The organism is Flavobacterium sp. (assembly GCF_035299005.1).
Taxonomy (GTDB): domain Bacteria; phylum Bacteroidota; class Bacteroidia; order Flavobacteriales; family Flavobacteriaceae; genus Flavobacterium.
Genome location: NZ_DATGXL010000014.1, coordinates 391,478 through 410,468 on the forward strand (window position 1 = coordinate 391,478; position 18,991 = coordinate 410,468).

Sequence of the window (18,991 nt, forward strand, 5' to 3'; positions counted from 1 at the left end):
TTATTGAGTTATTTTATATTCTGTTATTTTTATTTTATCTTTAAAATTATCTGTATCAAATGCTTTCAAATAAAAAGCATTAATCATTTTATCTTTTGGAAGATTTTCTTGTTTAATTAGTTTTCTAAAGTCTTCTATGTCTTTAATATAATATGGTGAAAAAATCCCTGCTTTTAACATTGATAATGATGTTCTACCTTGAAAAATACTAGTCTTTGTGTGAATTTCAAGATTAATCTCTGGAGCATATCTAATAATAGAAGAAAATTTACCTTTTAAAGAAGAATATGCTTCTATTTCATAAAAAACATCTTTTTTTACAACAATCGCATCATTCAAAATCATAGCATATTCATCTATTTTTATGAATTTAATAGGTTTAACATTTTCTTTTCTCTCAAGTAACAACATCTTTCTTTGATTGTGAAGTAATGTATCTGAAACTTTATAATTTTTTATCAAAACAACATTAGTTTTAACTTCATCATAAAAAGGATATCTTAAATCTATAGCCTCATAATCTAACAAGACAAATTTTGGTGCGTTTTCAGAATTGTAATGATTAAAATTTAAATCTTGTAAATATTTATCATAACATGAATACGACTGTAAAACAGGTCGAGGTAAATAATTTAAGTTATTTTCTAATAATAAATGAATATTCCAAGGAAAGACATCAACCGTATTTTTGCCAATCTTATTTAATATTTCAATTGGTAAAGCATTGTTATTGGGTATTAACTTACTTTTAGATTCTTCATCAAAATTAACGAAGGTTTTAAAATACTTTTCTTTATTTAGTTTAGAAAAATATTTATCAAATGAAATTTCATTTTCTTTGAAACCAACAAATAAAACCACTGCAATTAAACCAAATAATATAACAGTTTGTATGCTCTTTAATTTATAGTTTGTAAAATCTGGTATACATATTATTAATAACAAGCTGTACTTAAAAAAATCTAAAATGTGTTGTATGTCTGCCCTAACAAATGCTTGTTTGTATATTATAAAAATACAAATAGCAAAAATGCCTAACTTAAATAGATTTTCAAAAAAGAACTCCTTTTTGAAAGGGAAAAATTGGAATAACAAAAAAAATATTGTTAGTAGTATAAAAGCTAATGCACAAAATAACAAATAATTTCTAGATGGATCATTTAAATACATAATATCGTTATATCCTGATACTATATGATATCCTGAAATTATGTATTCTTTTAATGAAACGTTCAGTTGATATGATAGTAAATAAATTATTATTAAGGGTAAAATTGAAAAAAACAAAGCTCTTTTTATTTGCTCTTTTTTAAAAATTAATAAATAAATGATGCCTGTATAAAACAAGACAAATGATATAAGTCCAGTATTAAATTTTATATAAAAAAGGAATATTATTATAGCTATCTGAAATGCATAGTTTATGTTTTGAATAGCTTTTAAATTTCTATAAATCCAAAATGCCAAAAATAAAAGTAAAACTAAAGCTGCGCCACCATTTGGATAAGCAGGAATAATTGCTGTTAACAAAACAACAATTAAAGTAACCGCTATTTTGTTAACATAATTTCTAAGACTTAAATAAAAAATTATTGTAAAATTTAGATAATAAAAAATATCAAAAAATAAAAGACTCCATCTACTTGCTCCCCAACCATTTTTAATAATCAAATAAGATAGAGGACCATAGGTAAATGCAACATCTTTTCCCCAAATTAAATTTAAATTTCCACTATATTTTAATGCTAATGACCAAGAAGGGTCAAGTGAATTCCAAAAATAATTATCAGTAGAAATAGGATAAAGTCCAGTGATAAAAAAAGTTGGAAAAATAACGTATGTTAATAAAATAGCGATTAACAGGTAAAGTATATTTTTTGAAAAAATATGTGTTTTATTTAAATCCATATTACTTTAATATTGATTCTAATTGTTTTTCGTTCTTTTTAATCCAAAGATAAATATCTTTAAAAATATCTTCAACCGATTTCTTTGGTTTCCAACCGATTTCATTTTCTATCTTAGAGTTATCGGTAATGTAAATTCTTAAATCGGCTGTTCTGGTTTCTACAACTTCATCTATTTGAATTTTATTTCCCGAGATTTTCTGACAAATATCAGTCATTTCTTGTAACGAAGCACTGTTCTTCAAACCTCCTCCAACATTATATACTTTGCCAATAAATTTCTCAATATTATGAATTTGATAATCAATTAACTCAACTAGATCATCAACATGTAGCAAATCTCTAACTTGTTTACCTTTTCCACCATAGCCAATATACTTTAAAGATTGGTTCCAATAATGTTTTGCCATCCATAACGTAACAACCCCTTGGTCTGTTTTTCCCATTTGTCTAGGTCCTGCAATAACTCCAAACCTAGTAACAGCTGCTTTTAAACCATAAAATGCCGCATATTCATGAATAAATAACTCCGAACTTAATTTTGTTGTTCCGTAAAAAGAACGTGCACCTTCTAATGATAACTCCTCAGAAATTCCTTTTGATGAAATTCCAGTAATATTTTGATTATCTGTAAACAAAAATTTTGTTTGCTCCTCTATAAATAAAGCCCTTTCAATCGTTTCAATAGGATAAACTCTACTGGTAGAAAGGAAAATTAATTTTGCATTGTTTTTGACACAAGCATTAAAACAATTTATCGAACCGTATAAATTATTATTAATCACATAAGTTGGGTCTGAATCTAGTCCTGCTGTAACAGATGGTTCTGCAGATGCTTCAATTAATACGTCAAAATTACCTAATGATTGTAAATCTTCATTATTCCTAATATCGCCATGAATAAAACCAATAGCATTTTTTTGAAAATCTATAAGATTCAATTCTGACCCTCTTCTTTTTAAATTATCAAAAGCAACAATTTCGTAATTTGGGTACTTTGTTTTTAATTGCAAACATAAAGTCGAACCTACAAATCCTGCTCCGCCAGTTATTACTATTTTCATCTTTTAATAAATTACTCGTCCAGTATAAACCTCTTCTACATTAACAATAAGAGGTACATTTTTTAAAATAACATTTCCAGTGGCAAAAATCGTCCCTTCTATTTTTTGAACAGGATATACAAACATATCATTTGAACCTCTTTGGTAAATTTTTATAATTTCTGCATGTAATTGTTCTCCATAAAAACGACCATTCCCAAAATAAAAATTCAACAACATTTCATTACTATGTCCTGTGATATAAAAGTTAGAAACATTATTATTTTCTACTACCAATTGTCCATTATCAACCGTGATGTAAAAATCACCCGTTCCAGCTCCATCAGAAACATCAATTGAAAACAAACGAATGATTGGCGAATGTAAAACACCGTCTGACTGTATTTTTTGTTCTGTTTTACAATGTAATTCTAATTCTTGAATTAACGGTAAAACCGTACCATCTGGAACCGTTACATAAACAGTAGTTTGTCCATAATCGCGAGCAATATTACAAGAAGAATTGTCTTTAACTACTAACATATTGCCTTCTAACTTCACATCTATGTTGTCAATAATATTGTCAGATGTTTTCACTTTAACTTCATAACTAGGACCTTCTTTTACAACCAAACCTACTCCATCATACACTTTTATTTTGGAGAAATTTTCTAACGGAAACGTTTGTGTAATCTGAGTGCCATTTCCTTTGAAACAATCTTCAGAAATACCACAACTTGTAACCAAAAATAGGCCACAAAAAATAATTATATTTAAAACACTTTTTCTCATATTATAATCGCACACCAACAGTGGCTTCAATGGCTTCCGCTCTTCCGCCATGTGTTTTTAGTCCAACTCCCGTGAAAAAATTTTTATAAAGATAATATTTTATTCCAACTCTTTGATAGATGTCTATTTCATAATCAAATGGTTTGTACACATAATAACCTAGTTGTGTTTCAATTGATAATTTATTGATAAATAATTCGTGACCAACAAATAATCCAATTCGTTTATAATCGGTGTCTGGATCTGCATAAGATTCATGGTCTTCAGGAAAAGCTACCGAAACAAATTTGATGTAATCTTGTAAATAGCGCGATAAAAAAACATCTGTTCCTAATTGTAAAGCGCTTTTTCTACCAATTCTTTTATCTGCATACAAACCAATATGATAAAATTGACGCTGTCCTAAATGAGGAACTGGTCCTTCTGAAATTCCAGTTCTAAAAGCAATATTGTATTTGATTCTTTCTTTGTAAGATGCTGATGGAGGTAACGAATCAACTATAAATTCTTGTTTGTCATTAAAATTATAATTCAATCCTATGTTAAAAGCTATTGTGTTAATTCCACTATTTGGTGCTTTAAATCTTCCGTTAGAAAAATGGGTTAACATAAAACCTGCTTGTAAACCAATCTTATCAATAAAATTTTCCTTTTTATATTGCAATAAAAAGTAATTATTATCCATTATTTTAGTCCCAAAAGCATTGTTTTTATTGTTGGTTTCTTTATCATAAGGAGAAGAAGTCATCCCAATTCCTTGCGAAATTCGAAACATCAATTGACGCTTGAAAAAATAAAAGTTATAATGTACTCCTATCGCATGATTAACACCCAAATACTGGTTTTTGAAATCTAAATAATGATATGAAATACCATAATCAGGATAATTATATACTTGTTGCCATTCTTTTTTTCCAAAGGTTTTCCAGTTATAACTTAATAAAAATCCGTCAGGATGACCCGTGATTAAATGACCGATATCATTTGTATGCTTGTAGATATTTCCTCTAAAAAGCTGCACGTCAAAATAAGTTGATGCTTGCTCTTGCGAAAAGGAAAAAAAGAAAGTAAAGCAAAAGAGTAAAACTATTTTTTTCATGAATTTACAGTTGATTAATACACCTTGCTAAACTCGTTTGCCATTCGCCGATTTCAATATCGAATGTTTTTTTAATTTTTGTTTTATCCAAAACACTATACGCTGGTCTTTTTGCTGGTGTTGGATAAGAAATTGTAGGTATTGGTTTTAAATCTATTTTAATTCCTCTTTGATGAAATATTGCTGCCGCAAAATCATACCAAGAACATTTTCCTTCATTACTGAAGTTGTAAATACCGAAAAATGATGATTGATGAGTGGTGGGTGATTGAATGATTTTTATCAAAACTTCAGCTAAATCAACGGCATTTGTTGGTGTTCCTATTTGGTCTTCAACAACAGAAAGACTGTCGCGTTCTGATGACAATCGTAACATAGTTTTCATAAAATTATTTCCAAATTGAGAATATACCCAAGAAGTTCTAATGATAAAATGTTTTTCCCAATTTGCCTGAATCGCCTGCTCTCCTTGTAATTTTGTTAAACCATAAACGCCGCTTGGAAAAGGCACATCGGTTTCTGTAAGTCCAAAATCACTTTTTAAAGGCAATCTAAGTTCTCTATCATAATAAGCAATTCCATCTGAAAAATAAGCATCAAATACAAAATCAGTAGAAATATGAATTAAAATTGTATTGAACTTCTTGCAGGTAATCGCTAAATTTTCTGGTCCGTTTGCGTTAATATCAAAAGCTTTTGATGATTCGCTTTCAGCTTTATCAACTGCTGTGTATGCAGCTGCATTGATACAAAAGTGTGGTTGATAGGTTGAAAAAACCGCTTGACAGTTTTCTAAATTCGTAATATCTAATTCCGAAGAAGAACAAAACACAAAATCTATTTCAGGATATTTCCCAGAAATAGATTGAATAGCTTGACCTAATTGTCCGTTTGCTCCTGCTATAAGTACTACCATACTTTTTTAGCGTTTTGTAAATTGGGTAATACTTTGTCCTTATCGGAAATAATCAAATCCTGGACAGGAAAATTCCAATCGATATTTATTGTTTCATCATTATATATTAAACCACCTTCGCTTTCTTTATTGTAAAAATTATCGCATTTGTAAAAGAAAGTTGCTGACTCGCTTAAAACCAAAAATCCATGAGCAAAACCTCTTGGAACAAAAAACTGGGTTTGATTTTCTGCCGAAAGCAAAACAGCCTCATATTGACCATAAGTATCTGATTCTGGTCGCAAATCTACAGCAACATCTAAAACTTCACCCTCAAGAACACGTACTAATTTAGCTTGCGCATGCTCACCACATTGGTAATGCAATCCTCGTAAAACTCCTTTAGTAGAATAAGATTGATTGTCTTGCACAAAATTTGTTTTTTGCATAACACCTTCTTGAAAAACTCTTTCATTGAAACTTTCCATGAAGTAACCTCGTTCATCCTTTATTATTTTTGGTTCAAGGATAAAACATCCTTTAAGTTTGGTTTCTATAAATTTCATTTTAGTTTACTAAACTCATTAAGTGCTTTCCATAACCGCTTTTTAGTAATGGTTCTGCTAATTTTTTTAATTGGTCAGCATTGATGAAACCCATTTTATAAGCGGCCTCTTCAATAGCACCAATTTTTAATCCTTGACGTTCTTCAATTACTTGTACAAACTGTCCCGCTTGCATTAACGATTGAAATGTTCCTGTGTCTAACCAAGCTGTTCCTCTATCTAAAATAGAAACTTTTAAATTTCCTTGTTCTAAATAGGCTTTGTTAACATCAGTAATTTCTAATTCTCCGCGTGGGCTTGGTTTAATGTTTGCTGCTATTTCAACTACTTGATTATCATAAAAATAAATTCCTGGAACGGCAAAATTTGATTTTGGATGCGTTGGTTTTTCTTCAATAGATAAAACTTTGCCAGCGCCATCAAATTCAACTACACCATAACGTTCTGGGTCGTGAACATGATAAGCGTAAACAATTCCTCCGTTTGGATTGCTGTTTTCTTGTAATAATTCAGCTAAACCCGTTCCGTAGAAAATATTATCTCCAAGTATTAAGGCAACTTTATCGTTCCCAATAAATTCTTTTCCTATAATAAATGCTTCGGCCAATCCATTTGGGTGTTCTTGAACTGCGTATTCAAATTTACATCCTAATGATTTTCCATCACCTAATAATTGACGAAATAAAGGTAAATCATGAGGGGTTGAAATAATTAAAATTTCGCTAATTCCTGCCCACATCAAAGTTGATAATGGATAGTAAATCATTGGTTTATCATAAATTGGCATTAGCTGTTTACTTACCGCTAATGTTAACGGATGCAAACGTGTGCCTGAACCTCCAGCTAATATAATTCCTTTCATTAGTTGTTATATTTTTGTAAATACCATTCTATTGTTTTCTTGATTCCCGACTCGAAATTTTCATCGGCTTTCCAGCCCAATTCATTTTCAATTTTGGTGGCATCAATGGCATAACGTAAATCATGTCCTGGTCTATCTTTCACAAAAGTAATTTGATCTTGATATTTTCCTTCTGATTTTGGTTGCAATTGATTCAAAATCGAACAAACAGTATCAACAATATATAAATTATTACGTTCGTTTCTTCCTCCAATGTTATAAGTTTCACCTGATTTTCCTGTTTTAAACGCCAATTCAATTCCTTTACAATGATCTAAAACATATAACCAATCGCGTACGTTTTTTCCGTCACCATAAATTGGAATATTCTCTCCAGAAATAGCTTTACGAATAATAGTAGGTATTAACTTTTCATCATGTTGTTTTGGTCCGTAATTGTTAGAACAATTTGTGGTTACAACGTTCATTCCGTAGGTGTGAAAATAACTTCTCACAATCATATCTGAACCCGCTTTTGAAGCGGAGTACGGACTATTTGGTGCATATGGAGTGGTTTCTTCAAATAAACCAGTTTCGCCTAAAGTACCATAAACCTCATCGGTTGAAACATGGTGAAAACGCGAATTTTTAAAATCAGCATTGTATTGACTAGGAGCTGACATCCAAAGTTTTCTGGCGGTATCTAATAAGTTAAACGTTCCTAAAACATTGGTTCTAATAAACGCTTCTGGGCCAGAAATTGAATTATCAACATGACTTTCAGCTGCAAAATGAATGACACCGTGAAATTGAAATTTTTGAAATAAATCTTCAACAAAATTTCTATCACATATATCGCCTTGTACAAAGGTATATCTCGGATGATTTTCAACTTCAGAAACGTTTTCTAAATTTCCAGCGTAGGTAAGTAAATCCAAATTTACCAAATGATAATCTGAATTATTTTCTATAAAATAGGGAACAAAATTAGCTCCAATAAATCCGGCACCTCCAGTAACTAATATATTTTTCATTAACTATTAATTCTTGCTACTTGTTTTTTGTATAATGAACTAAATTTATAAAATCCTAAGTATAAAAACACTATTAAGAATGGTAAAATAAACTTCATCTTGTTATTTAAACCTTTTGTGTTAACATTATTTAAGGAAACATTTTGTGTTTTAATAATATCCTCATACTCATGTTTGTGTATTTTTAGATATTGAGATTCTATAACTAATTCATTCTTTTTATTAATCAACTCACTAATTCCTTTATTCTCAGAAATAGATACATTACTACCAGAATTATTATCAGACAACTTTACAATTAATCCATCAATCTGTTTTATTAATGAATCATTAAATTTGATTTTATCATTTGTATTTTCCTGATAAATTTTTTGCTGTGTTTTGTAAAACGAATTGTCTTGTAAATACTTTAAAAGTGGATCAATGACTTCTTTTTGATTGATTTTTTCAGCTGTTTGAAAAGTGATGTTGTGCAAATAATAATTTTTACTTGTTATATCACTTTTTATAATTTCATCAATGTTTCCGTCTTCAGCCATTAATTTAATTAATTCAAAATTTTGCTCGTTGTCACGCATATTTACAAAACCAAAAATTCCATTAATCGCTTTAATTTGTATTTTTCCTATTTTATCGGAATTATTAATCCCTATACTTTTGAAAAAATTTTTATCCTTTTCAATAATTCTTGAGTTTAAGAAATCTACTTTTTTGTACAAATATTCATTACTGCCAAAATTTGGAATCACTGTAATATCTTGTGTATAAGCATGATTTTTATCAATAAAAAAACCTAATACAATTCCAATTAATAAAAGTGTTCCAATTATAATAATCTTCTTTTTTACAAAGAAAATAAAGTCAAAAAACGAATTAATTATTCCGTTAAAATAATTTTTAATTCCTATTCTAATTTGTCCTAAATCAATTTCTTGGTCTTGAGAATTTGTACTCATTTATTATTGTTTTACATTAAAAATTTGTTCTAATATTTTAATCGTAATTAAATACGTAGGTTTTACTCCTGTTGTTCCTAAACCGCCAGAAGCCAATGTACTTCCAGTTTCTAAAGGATTATCTGATGCGTAGTAAGCATAACGTACTTTTACATTTGGATTGATACTTTTTCTAATTTTAGAAGCCGATTGAATTGCTTTTTGATAATAAGCTCCTTCCATTTCTAATCCTATTGCTTGCCATGTGGATTCGTGAAAAAATTTCAATAAATCTCTATTTTGAAGTGATGTTCCTAAAACAGTAATCATTGGGCCTTCAAAAACTGGTATATCATTACCTCTCAACATATCTGCAGTTAATTCATTTTCAAAAGGATAATTATCAGCTGTTCCTTCATTTACATGAGAAGTTGGAATCATAATATCCCCTTTTCCTCCTTCTAAAATTCCAGCTTTACCCATAATAGAAACCGATTCTACATTTAAAAAGATTTTATTCTTATTTATTTTATATGGCTTCAGTAACTCATCAATGGTTTCATAAGCTTGTTCTCCAAAAGCATAATCCATTACAATTAACACTGGTTTATTTTCGCCTAAATTTGCCTTTGCAAATGCTGATTTTTTAATATCAATTTTAGCCGTATCAAAAATTTGCACATCAATATTAGTTCCAGATGTATCGGGTAATGAAATCATACCTTGTTGTAACGCAAAATCTTCAACTTTCTTGCGTAACTCTTTATTATTTGAACTACTTAAATCTTCAAATATTTGAAAATCAGCCGCTTCTTTATATTTTTTTCCTAATACTGGTTCTGCAAAAATAGAATTCATTACGCTGTGCATATTGGCACTAATAATATGAATTGGCCTTTCAATTAAATTGTTTTTAACCAAAACTTCTTTGATATCGTTTGCCCAAATTTCGCCATATATATGATGACCTAAACGTTCTCTTAAAATTGGGCTGAAGGTAATGGTTCTTTTGTTGTTATCAACTATTTCTTCAATAGCTAATTTACCTAACCAATAAACGATGTGTAAAAATCGTTCTGGTGTTTCTGCTGTGCCAAAATCATCATAAATTTCTTTTACCTCAGCAAAAGTTCTTCCTAAAATATTTGAAGTGTGTGAAATTGCTTTTTCTCTGTCAACAAGTGTTAGTTTTTTATTTTGTAAAACTACTTGTTCTAGTTTTTCCCAATCACGTGTAAATCTTCCTTCTTCATCAATTAAAACTCTATCTTTAATTTTATGAGATTCGATAAAAATAAAAGTTAAATGCGTTAAAATATCATAAATATCTGAACGTCCTCGTGTGATTTCGATATTCATTTGCTCGTCATCAATACGATAGCAATTTCTTCTTCTTTTGGGTGGTACGATTGCTTTAAAATGTGAATTTGAATACCCTTCATCTGAAGTTAAATTGATGTATCTACATTGCTCAATACCTACTGGTAATCGTTCAATTACATACAACAATCCGTTTAATTCAACTTTTTCTTCGGCAATAGAACCGTAAATCTCTGGTCGAAGCTCCAATAACGCTTCTCTTAAAGTTTCCCCTGAAACACCCATTGGTTTATAAAAACCTCTATTGAATAAATGTCTCATGGTAATGTACAGTCGCTCAATAGCTGCTGAGGACTCTTGCGCTCTTGAGCGCGAAATGTTTTTAATGTCTTTCATTAATATTTTGTTTTTCTAACCTGCAAAGGTACAATATTTTATTTTAGTTAGATAATACTAGATTTATAGCTGGTTCGTTCAATTGTAACTTGGTAGATTCTGCAGCTATTTGCTTATTCCATTTTCCTCCTGAAAAAGTATAAAAAAAGTCTCTTTCAACATAGTTATACAATACATAAGGCTGAAATTTTGTACCTGTTTTATTGCTTTCAATTAACAACTTTTCATAAGCAACAAAAAGCCCGTTTTTTGGAAATTCTAAATCAAACTGACTTAAGTTAAATTTGTGTTTAATAACCCCTTTTTTTAAAGTAACAATGTAGTCTTTAGTAAGAAGCTCTTCTCCAGGTGATCCATCATTATCAACTTTGTAAAAATGTAATTTAATTGTTGCACTGTCAATTCTACTATCTGTAAAAATAGTGACTTGTTTTATAAATCTTGTTTTACTATACAATTTATCATAAGGAAAAAATTTAGCTTCAACTTTTGGTCCATTATCAAATGCTTGAAAAGTGGTGTTTTTTATATTACCAATTTCGATTTGTTTAGTTTCTTTTTTGTTTAGAATTACAACTTCTTTTAAATCAAAAGTTGCAGGTTTTAAAAATACATTTGATACTTGTGAGGCCTTAATGATTTTTTTTTCAAATCCTAAAATTGAAAAAATAATGTTTTTTTCGGGCTTTGTCTCTAAAAAAAAACTACCGTCAATTTCAGAAGTAGTAGCTATATTCTCATTCTCCACCCAAATATTCACAAACGGAATTGGTTCTCCCGAAAGACTGTCTTTGACTACGCCTTTGATTTGTGAAAAAGTAAATTGTGAAATAATTATAAAAATCCAAATCAGTTTCTTTTCTCTCATCTTTATTCTTTTATCTCAAAAAACTGAGCAATTTTTCTATCATTGCTTAATCTTGGTAACTTATTTTGTCCGCCTAATTTGCCAATGGATTTCATATACTCTTGAAATCCATTTTTTGGAACACTTGTAATTACTAACGTTCGCAACACATTGCCCACAATCAAATCATCATAATATACATTTTGTTTGCGCATGGCGTTATCAATTCGTAAAGCAAAATCTTCTAAATTATTAGGTTCATTTTCAAATTCAATGAGCCATTCGTGATATGGCAAACCTTTAGAAGGAGTGATTTGTGGTGCAACTGTAAATTCATTTACACGAACATCGGTTTCTTCCATAGCTTCTTTTAATGCTGATTCGACCTCTTTCCCTATAACATGTTCTCCAAAAGCTGAAATATAATGCTTAATACGACCTGAAACTATAACACGATATGGTTTTATACTTGTAAACTGAATTGTATCGCCAATATTGTATGCCCAAAGTCCTGCATTACTAGAAATAATTAAAACGTAATTGACACCTAACTCCACTTCGCCAATTGTGTAACGTTTTGGCTGTTCAGTAAAAAACTCGTCTGCTTTTATGAATTCATAAAAAATTCCTGAATTTAATAACAGAAGCATTCCTTTTGCTGTCTGAGAATCTTGGTAGGCAAAAAAGCCTTCAGAGGCAGGAAACAACTCAATAGAATCAACTTTTCTTCCTATTAAATTTTCAAATTTTGCACGATAAGGTTCATAATTTACACCCCCATAAATGAATAAATTAAAGTTTTTGAAAATTTCGCCAACTGGTTTATTCGCTTTTGCTGCCAATTTCTCAAAATACATTTGTACCCAAGACGGAATACCTGAGATTACTGCCATATCTTCATTAATAGTTTCTGCAACTATAGTATTTACTTTAGTTTCCCAATCTTCAATACAATTAGTTTCCCAACTAGGCATTCGGTTTTTTTGTAAATATTTAGGAACAAAATGTGCAACAATTCCTGATAATCGACCTAATTTGATGCCGTTTCTTTCTTCTAAGACAGGACTTCCTTGCAAAAAAATCATTTTTCCATTCACAAAATCTGCTTTTCCTGTTTCATAAATGTAACTTAAAATAGCATTTCGAGCCGCTTGAATATGAAATGGAATGGATGCTGCAGTGAGCGGAATATATTTAGCACCTGATGTAGTTCCTGAAGTTTTTGCAAAATATAAAGGTTTTCCTTTCCAAAGTATGTTTTCTTCACCTTTTACAACTTGATCAACATAATGCTTTAACCCTTCATAATCTCGAACAGGAACTTTTTGAGCAAAATCAGAAAAAGTTTTAATAGATGAAAAATCGTGGTCTTGTCCAAACTGGGTTTGTTTCGCCTCTTTGATTAAATCTTCAAAAACTTTTTGTTGAGTTTCAACAGGATTATTTGCCCATTTTTGAGTGATTTTATGAATTCTTTTGGCAAAAAATTTTGCTGCTATAGCTTTTAACGACATGCTAATTGAAATTGATAAATTGAGTTGGGTCAATTGGGAAACCATCTTTCCACAATTCGAATCGTAAAGTGGCATTTGGTTTTTGCGGTGTTGAACTTCCCGCTAAAGCAATTACTTCTCCAGATTTTACTACATTTCCTTGTGATTTTGTAACTGACGCAGCATTTTTATAAACTGATAAAATATCATCTTTATGACGAATAATTACTACATAACCAGAACTTGGTGTCCAATCCGAAAAAATAATTGTTCCGGCTCCAATTGATTTTATTGGTGTATTGTTTGTTAAAGCAATTGTAATAGCAAAATGTTTATTTTTTGGATTATATTTTTCCAAAACTGCTCCCTGAGCTGGTGGAAATAAAACAAAACTAACTTTTGGTTCAGCCGATTCAAATACATTAAATTTATCTTCTTTAATTACTTGATTTCTTAGCTCTATTTCTTGTTCTGTTGGAGAAAGACTTTCGTTGCTAATACCTTCTAAATCGGATGCTTTTATTGAATCTTTATTTAGTTTTGCGTATTCTAAATCACCTGTTAAAACTTTTTTTATTGAGGCAATATAGGCATTATTAAGTTTTACTGATTTTTCTAAAGAATCTGATTTAATTGCCATTTCTAGTGCTTCTTGTTTTAATTTAGAAGAAGCATATCCTGGAATATATTCGCGAAGTGGCGTAAATGCAATAATATAGGTTGTGACAAAAATGATTAAAATAGCACCTATGGAACCAACCACAAAAACATTCATTAAATTTAATTTTAATGAAAAAGTTTCCTCAAAAGTATCTTCATTAAGAATAACTAATCTTCTTTTGTTGTATAATTTTTTGAGAAGTAATTGTCGTTTAAGTCGTTTATTGGGCATTTTTAAAAACAAATTAGTATCACAAATATACTAAATACAACGTGTTGTTACTTTAATACACATAATAATTAGTTAAAAAATAATGGTTTGTTAATTTCTTATTATCTTTGTAACGTATTAAATGAATAAAAGTTATAAATTTTACATATCATGGGAAAATTAGGTCTTACAGAAATATTAGTCATTTTAGCTATTGTTTTATTACTTTTTGGAGGTAAAAAAATTCCTGAATTAATGAAAGGATTAGGTAGTGGTATCAAAGAATTTAAAAATGCCGCTAAAGATGACCAACCTACAAATTCTAAAAAAGAAGAAGAAACTAAATAGTTTTGTAGATTAAAAAGTAAAACCCAAATTACATTACAGTAATTTGGGTTTTTTATTTATAAAATCATCGTCAACTGAATTCTCTTTCTAGTTTCATCCACCTCAACAACTTTTATTTGTACATGTTGATGCATTTTTACTACCTCGTTTACATCAGAAACATACCCTTCTTTCAATTGCGAAATGTGTACTAAACCGCTTTCTTTGATTCCTAAATCAACAAAACAACCGAAAGCTGTTATGTTATTCACAATTCCGGGTAAAATCATACCTGCTCTTAAATCTGAAATCGAACGAACATTTGGGTCAAATTCAAAAATTTTAGCCGCCTTTCTCGGATCTAAACCTGGTTTTTCTAACTCTTTTAAAATATCCTTTAAAGTTAAAATTCCTATTTCAGTAGTAATATATTTTTCTGGATCTATTAGGTTGATTTTTTCTTTATTAGCAATTAATTCGGTAGTTTTAATACCTAAATCTTTTGCCATTTTTTCTACAATTGGATACGCTTCTGGATGTACTGCCGAGTTATCCAACGGGTTTTTTCCATCGCGAATTCTAATAAAAGCTGCCGCTTGTTGGTACGCTTTTTCACCCAAACGCGGTACTTTTTTCAATTGCTTTCTATCTTCAAAAGGTCCGTTTTCCGAACGATAAGCAACAATATTTTCCGCCATTTTTTCTCCAATTCCAGAAACATAACTCAACAACGATTTACTAGCTGTGTTGATGTTAATTCCAACTGAATTCACACAACTAATTACTGTGCTGTCTAATGCTAATTGTAATTTCGTTTGGTCCACATCGTGCTGATATTGTCCAACCCCTATAGATTTTGGATCAATTTTTACCAATTCGGCCAATGGGTCACTTAATCTTCTTCCAATTGAAACCGAACCACGAACGGTAACATCATAATTTGAGAATTCTTCACGCGCAATCTTACTCGCCGAATACACAGATGCTCCTGCCTCTGAAACTACAAAAACTTGTACGGGTTTATCAAAAGCGATTTTTTTAATGAAAAATTCAGTTTCACGAGAAGCAGTTCCGTTACCAATAGAAATCGCTTCAATGTTGTACGCATTCACCATAGAACGGATTTTTTTCATAGCCATAGCAGTATCGTTTTGTGGTGCGTGTGGGTAAATGGTTTCGTTGTTTAATAAATCTCCCTTTTCATCCAAACAAACCACTTTACAACCCGTTCTATAACCTGGATCGATGGCTAAGATTCTTTTTTCACCTAAAGGCGGTGCTAACAACAACTGACGTAAATTTTCTGAAAAAACATCAATTGCTTTGATATCGGCTTTAGCTTTAGCTTCTTGTAACGTTTCGTTTGAAATAGCAGGTTCTAACAAGCGTTTGTAACTGTCTTTAATGGCTAATTCTAAATGTGTTGTTGCTTCTGAATTTTTGTTTTTAATGATATTTTCTTCTATAAAATCAATAGCTTCTTCCTTTTCGATAGCTACATTTAATTTCACAAAACCTTCTGCTTCGGCACGCAACATGGCTAATAAACGATGAGATGGTGCTTTAGCAATTGGTTCAGCCCAGTCGAAATATTGGGAAAATTTTTGAGCACCTTCATCCTCTTTTTTGGTTTTTACTACTTTAGTTGTAATTTCTGCTTTTCGTTGAAATAGGCGACGTAAATTTTTACGAATAAAGATATTTTCGTTAATCCATTCAGCTATAATATCGCGAGCACCTTGTAAGGCTTCGTCTTCGTTTTTAACGTTTGTATTCAAATATTTTGAAGCTAAAAACTCAATATCATCATTTTTTTGACTCATGATGATTTTTGCCAAAGGTTCTAATCCGTTTTCACGAGCGACATCGGCTTTTGTTTTTTTCTTCTTTTTGTAAGGCAAATAGAAATCTTCTAATTCTTGTAAATCGAAACTATTTTCAATTTTAGATTTCAATTCAGGAGAAAGCGCATTTTGCTCTTCAATTGACTTTAAAATACTTTCTTTTCGCTTGATAATTTCATCATATTGCTTGTTTAATTTAGAAATCGTTTCGATTTGAACCTCATCTAAATTTCCTGTTTGGTCTTTTCGATAACGTGAAATAAATGGAATTGTGCAATCTTCAGAAAGTAATTTTATAGTAGCTTCAATACTTTTTACAGCAAAATTGGTTTGGTTTTGAATGAATTGAATATTAGTCATAGTAAATAAAAATTGAAATGCTAAAATACTATCTTTGAATAAAATTATATACCTTATGGAACCAATATTATTATATTTATTGATTATAAATTTAATAACTCTTTTTGTTTGGGGTTATGACAAAAAAATGGCCAGAAAAAATGGTAACCGTATTTCGGAAATTCGTTTGTTGTGGTTAATTTTTTTAGGAGGATTATTTGGTGGTATTATTGGAATGTTAATTTTTCGACATAAAATTTCAAAGCGCCCTTTTTTACTAAAATTTTTTGTAGTTGGAATACTTCAATTAATTATTTTGCGCTTTATTCTGAGAATTCTATGGAACTAATTGTAATTTCTAATCTTGAACGATAAAATCTTTTGGATCTTCTTTCTTAAATTCAGGCTGAATTGTGATGTGATTAATTCCAAAGTTTTCAAACAAAACTAATTCAATGCGGTGTAAAACTTCGTCAAATTGAGTTAATGTAAAATCTTCCGGACAATCTAAATGCGCTTCTAAATGAATTTCTTCTTCATTTAAATGCCAAACATGAATGTGATGTAATTTTCCAGCTCCTGGAACTTTATGAACTTCTCTAACAATTTCTTTAATATCAATGTGTTCTGGTGTAAAAAGCATTAACATTTTTGTTGCTTTCTTTATCAAATCATAACCCACCACAATTAAGTAAACTGCAATTAAAATTGTCATCACACTATCAACCCAAAACCAACCATAAAACTTCATTAATAATCCGCCTACTAAAACCGCTACAGATGCCATCATATCGGTTAATAAATGTAAATAAGCAGACTTCATATTCAAATTATGATCGGCGTCTTTTTTTAATAAAATCACCGATAAACCATTAACAGCAATTCCTAAAACCGCTAACCAAATTACTAAATTTGATTTAATCTCATGAGGATGAAAAAAACGCTCAACAGCACCATAAATAAGAATAAAAGCAACTATAATTAATGTAGCTGCATTTACAAAAGCCGCAATTAGCTCTGCTCTTTTCAACCCAAAAGTTTGATCTATTGAAGCTTTTCTGCGTGATAATTTATGAGCCACTAAACTAAAAACTAGCGAAAGCACATCTGAAAAATTGTGTAATGCATCAGAAATTAATGCTAAACTTCCTGAAATAATTCCACCCACTATTTGAGCAACCGTAATTAGTAAATTCAATAAAATAGAATAAACTAAATTTTTTGCTTTTACTTCATGCTTGTGGATATGAACGTGACTGTGACTCATTTAAAATTATTTACAAGCTATTTTTTTTACACGATTAGCATGTCTTCCGCCTTCAAAAGGTGTGTTTAAAAAAATATCAACCATTTCTACAGCTTGCTGAATAGAAGTATAACGAGCTGGAATACTTAAAATATTAGCATCATTATGTTGGCGAGCTAAAGCAGCAATTTCTTTTGTCCAACATAAAGCCGCACGAATATCTTGATGTTTATTCACAGTCATTGCAATTCCGTTTCCAGAGCCACAAATTACAATTCCTAAATCAGCTTTTTTGGATTCAATATCATATGCTACAGGATGACCAAAATCTGGATAATCTACACTATCAAAAGTATCCGTTCCATGATTAAAAACAGTGTGTCCTTTTTCTTCTAAAAATTGAACAATAGCTTTTTTGTAGTCTGGACCTGCGTGGTCGTTACCGATTGAAATTTTCATGTTTTGAGTTGTGTTGTTAATTATATTTTACAAAAGTAATGATTTGTTGTTTTATATTAAATTAGCTTTGTATATAAAAATAAATAAAATGAAATTTCTAGGAAAAATAGACTTTTTTGCTGAAAACAATTTAGGACACGGACCATATATTGAAATTCCAAAAGATGTTTATGAAGAATTAATAACAAGTACCATTGATAAACGTGTAAAATGTACTTTGAATAATACAATTACTGTAAGTAGGGCAATGGCTCCAAAAGGAAACTTTCATTATATCTTATTAAACAAAGAAGTTTTAAAAAAAATAAAAATAAATGTTGGTGATGCTGTTTTAGTAGAACTTCAACCCGATGAATCTAAATATGGAATGCCAATTTCTGAAGAAATGGAAGAGGTATTATTTAGTGATCCAGATGGAAGTAATTTATTTCACAAACTAACTCCTGGTGTGCAACGAACTCTTATTCATGTTATTAATAAATTTAAAAGTTCAAACTTAAAAATAGAAAGAAGTTTTCTGATTTTAGCACACTTGAAAAAAAATAAAGGAAAAATAGATTTCAAACTTTTACAAGAAGATTTTAAAAAATATAAAAACAATATGAAATTTTAATCTATTTCATTAAAAATCAATAAAGTATTCAACTTTCTACTATGATTTTTATCATATGTTAATTCTTTTTTACAAATCGTTGATAATCAGACAACTTAAAATTAACAACATTTGTTAACAACTT

19 protein-coding genes are annotated in these 18,991 nt (G+C 29.9%); 3 read left to right on the plus strand and 16 right to left on the minus strand.

Going from position 1 to position 18,991, the window contains the following annotated elements:
* The 13 genes from VK164_RS10675 to VK164_RS10735 are packed head-to-tail and all read right to left on the minus strand — an operon-like array spanning nucleotide 1 to nucleotide 14,060.
* Nucleotides 1-1,908 carry a hypothetical protein gene (locus VK164_RS10675; protein WP_324209330.1) on the minus strand — a complete coding sequence of 636 codons (1,908 nt, stop codon included), beginning with the start codon at nucleotides 1,906-1,908 and terminating at the stop codon, nucleotides 1-3.
* Nucleotide 1,909: 1 nt separating this feature from the next.
* Nucleotides 1,910-2,971: an NAD-dependent epimerase/dehydratase family protein gene (locus tag VK164_RS10680; protein ID WP_324209331.1), complete on the minus strand. Its 1,062-nt coding sequence runs from the start codon at nucleotides 2,969-2,971 to the stop codon at nucleotides 1,910-1,912.
* A 3-nt stretch (nucleotides 2,972-2,974) separates the two neighbouring features.
* Nucleotides 2,975-3,742: a GIN domain-containing protein gene (locus tag VK164_RS10685; protein WP_324209332.1), complete on the minus strand. Its 768-nt coding sequence runs from the start codon at nucleotides 3,740-3,742 to the stop codon at nucleotides 2,975-2,977.
* Between the two features lies 1 nt (nucleotide 3,743).
* Nucleotides 3,744-4,841: an acyloxyacyl hydrolase gene (locus VK164_RS10690; protein WP_324209333.1), complete on the minus strand. Its 1,098-nt coding sequence runs from the start codon at nucleotides 4,839-4,841 to the stop codon at nucleotides 3,744-3,746.
* 4 nt (nucleotides 4,842-4,845) lie between these two features.
* Nucleotides 4,846-5,757, minus strand: a complete 912-nt coding sequence (gene rfbD / locus VK164_RS10695; protein ID WP_324209334.1) for a dTDP-4-dehydrorhamnose reductase — start codon at nucleotides 5,755-5,757, stop codon at nucleotides 4,846-4,848.
* Nucleotides 5,751-6,302, minus strand: coding sequence for a dTDP-4-dehydrorhamnose 3,5-epimerase (rfbC, locus tag VK164_RS10700; protein WP_324209335.1), 552 nt, complete (start codon nucleotides 6,300-6,302; stop codon nucleotides 5,751-5,753). Before rfbC ends, rfbD begins: the two co-directional genes overlap by 7 nt.
* A 1-nt stretch (nucleotide 6,303) precedes the next feature.
* Nucleotides 6,304-7,164 (minus strand): glucose-1-phosphate thymidylyltransferase RfbA, encoded by an 861-nt coding sequence (rfbA, locus tag VK164_RS10705; RefSeq protein WP_324209336.1) that lies wholly within the window; start codon nucleotides 7,162-7,164, stop codon nucleotides 6,304-6,306.
* Nucleotides 7,164-8,177 (minus strand): dTDP-glucose 4,6-dehydratase, encoded by a 1,014-nt coding sequence (rfbB, locus tag VK164_RS10710; protein ID WP_324209337.1) that lies wholly within the window; start codon nucleotides 8,175-8,177, stop codon nucleotides 7,164-7,166. Before rfbB ends, rfbA begins: the two co-directional genes overlap by 1 nt.
* Entirely contained in the window at nucleotides 8,177-9,133 is a 957-nt protein-coding gene (locus VK164_RS10715) for a hypothetical protein (RefSeq protein WP_324209338.1), read from the minus strand. Before VK164_RS10715 ends, rfbB begins: the two co-directional genes overlap by 1 nt.
* Before the next feature lie 3 nt (nucleotides 9,134-9,136).
* A complete protein-coding gene (locus VK164_RS10720; RefSeq protein ID WP_324209339.1) occupies nucleotides 9,137-10,828 on the minus strand; it encodes a DUF6909 family protein in 1,692 nt (563 codons plus the stop codon).
* Between the two features lie 43 nt (nucleotides 10,829-10,871).
* Entirely contained in the window at nucleotides 10,872-11,696 is an 825-nt protein-coding gene (locus VK164_RS10725; protein ID WP_324209340.1) for a carboxypeptidase-like regulatory domain-containing protein, read from the minus strand.
* A gap of 2 nt (nucleotides 11,697-11,698) precedes the next feature.
* Nucleotides 11,699-13,189, minus strand: a complete 1,491-nt coding sequence (locus VK164_RS10730; protein WP_324209341.1) for a GH3 auxin-responsive promoter family protein — start codon at nucleotides 13,187-13,189, stop codon at nucleotides 11,699-11,701.
* A 1-nt stretch (nucleotide 13,190) separates the two neighbouring features.
* Nucleotides 13,191-14,060 carry a M23 family metallopeptidase gene (locus tag VK164_RS10735; protein ID WP_324209342.1) on the minus strand — a complete coding sequence of 290 codons (870 nt, stop codon included), beginning with the start codon at nucleotides 14,058-14,060 and terminating at the stop codon, nucleotides 13,191-13,193.
* Nucleotides 14,061-14,210: 150 nt separating this feature from the next.
* Between VK164_RS10735 and tatA the strand changes: the two genes are divergently transcribed.
* Nucleotides 14,211-14,387: a twin-arginine translocase TatA/TatE family subunit gene (gene tatA, locus VK164_RS10740; protein WP_324209343.1), complete on the plus strand. Its 177-nt coding sequence runs from the start codon at nucleotides 14,211-14,213 to the stop codon at nucleotides 14,385-14,387.
* Nucleotides 14,388-14,443: 56 nt separating this feature from the next.
* Here the strand turns inward: tatA and VK164_RS10745 are convergent, their stop codons facing one another.
* Nucleotides 14,444-16,570, minus strand: a complete 2,127-nt coding sequence (locus VK164_RS10745) for a Tex family protein (protein ID WP_324209344.1) — start codon at nucleotides 16,568-16,570, stop codon at nucleotides 14,444-14,446.
* 34 nt (nucleotides 16,571-16,604) lie between these two features.
* On the opposite strand from VK164_RS10745, the gene VK164_RS10750 reads away from it, so the two are divergent.
* Nucleotides 16,605-16,898, plus strand: a complete 294-nt coding sequence (locus VK164_RS10750; protein ID WP_324209345.1) for a DUF1294 domain-containing protein — start codon at nucleotides 16,605-16,607, stop codon at nucleotides 16,896-16,898.
* Nucleotides 16,899-16,907: 9 nt separating this feature from the next.
* Here VK164_RS10750 and VK164_RS10755 read toward each other — a convergent pair whose 3' ends face one another.
* The gene (locus VK164_RS10755) at nucleotides 16,908-17,816 is read right to left on the minus strand and encodes a cation diffusion facilitator family transporter (RefSeq protein ID WP_324209346.1); all 909 of its coding nucleotides are present in this window, start codon (nucleotides 17,814-17,816) and stop codon (nucleotides 16,908-16,910) included.
* Nucleotides 17,817-17,822: 6 nt separating this feature from the next.
* Nucleotides 17,823-18,254, minus strand: coding sequence for a ribose 5-phosphate isomerase B (rpiB, locus tag VK164_RS10760; RefSeq protein ID WP_324209347.1), 432 nt, complete (start codon nucleotides 18,252-18,254; stop codon nucleotides 17,823-17,825).
* A gap of 88 nt (nucleotides 18,255-18,342) precedes the next feature.
* Between rpiB and VK164_RS10765 the strand changes: the two genes are divergently transcribed.
* The gene (locus VK164_RS10765; protein ID WP_324209348.1) at nucleotides 18,343-18,867 is read left to right on the plus strand and encodes a DUF1905 domain-containing protein; all 525 of its coding nucleotides are present in this window, start codon (nucleotides 18,343-18,345) and stop codon (nucleotides 18,865-18,867) included.
* Nucleotides 18,868-18,991 lie beyond the last annotated feature (124 nt).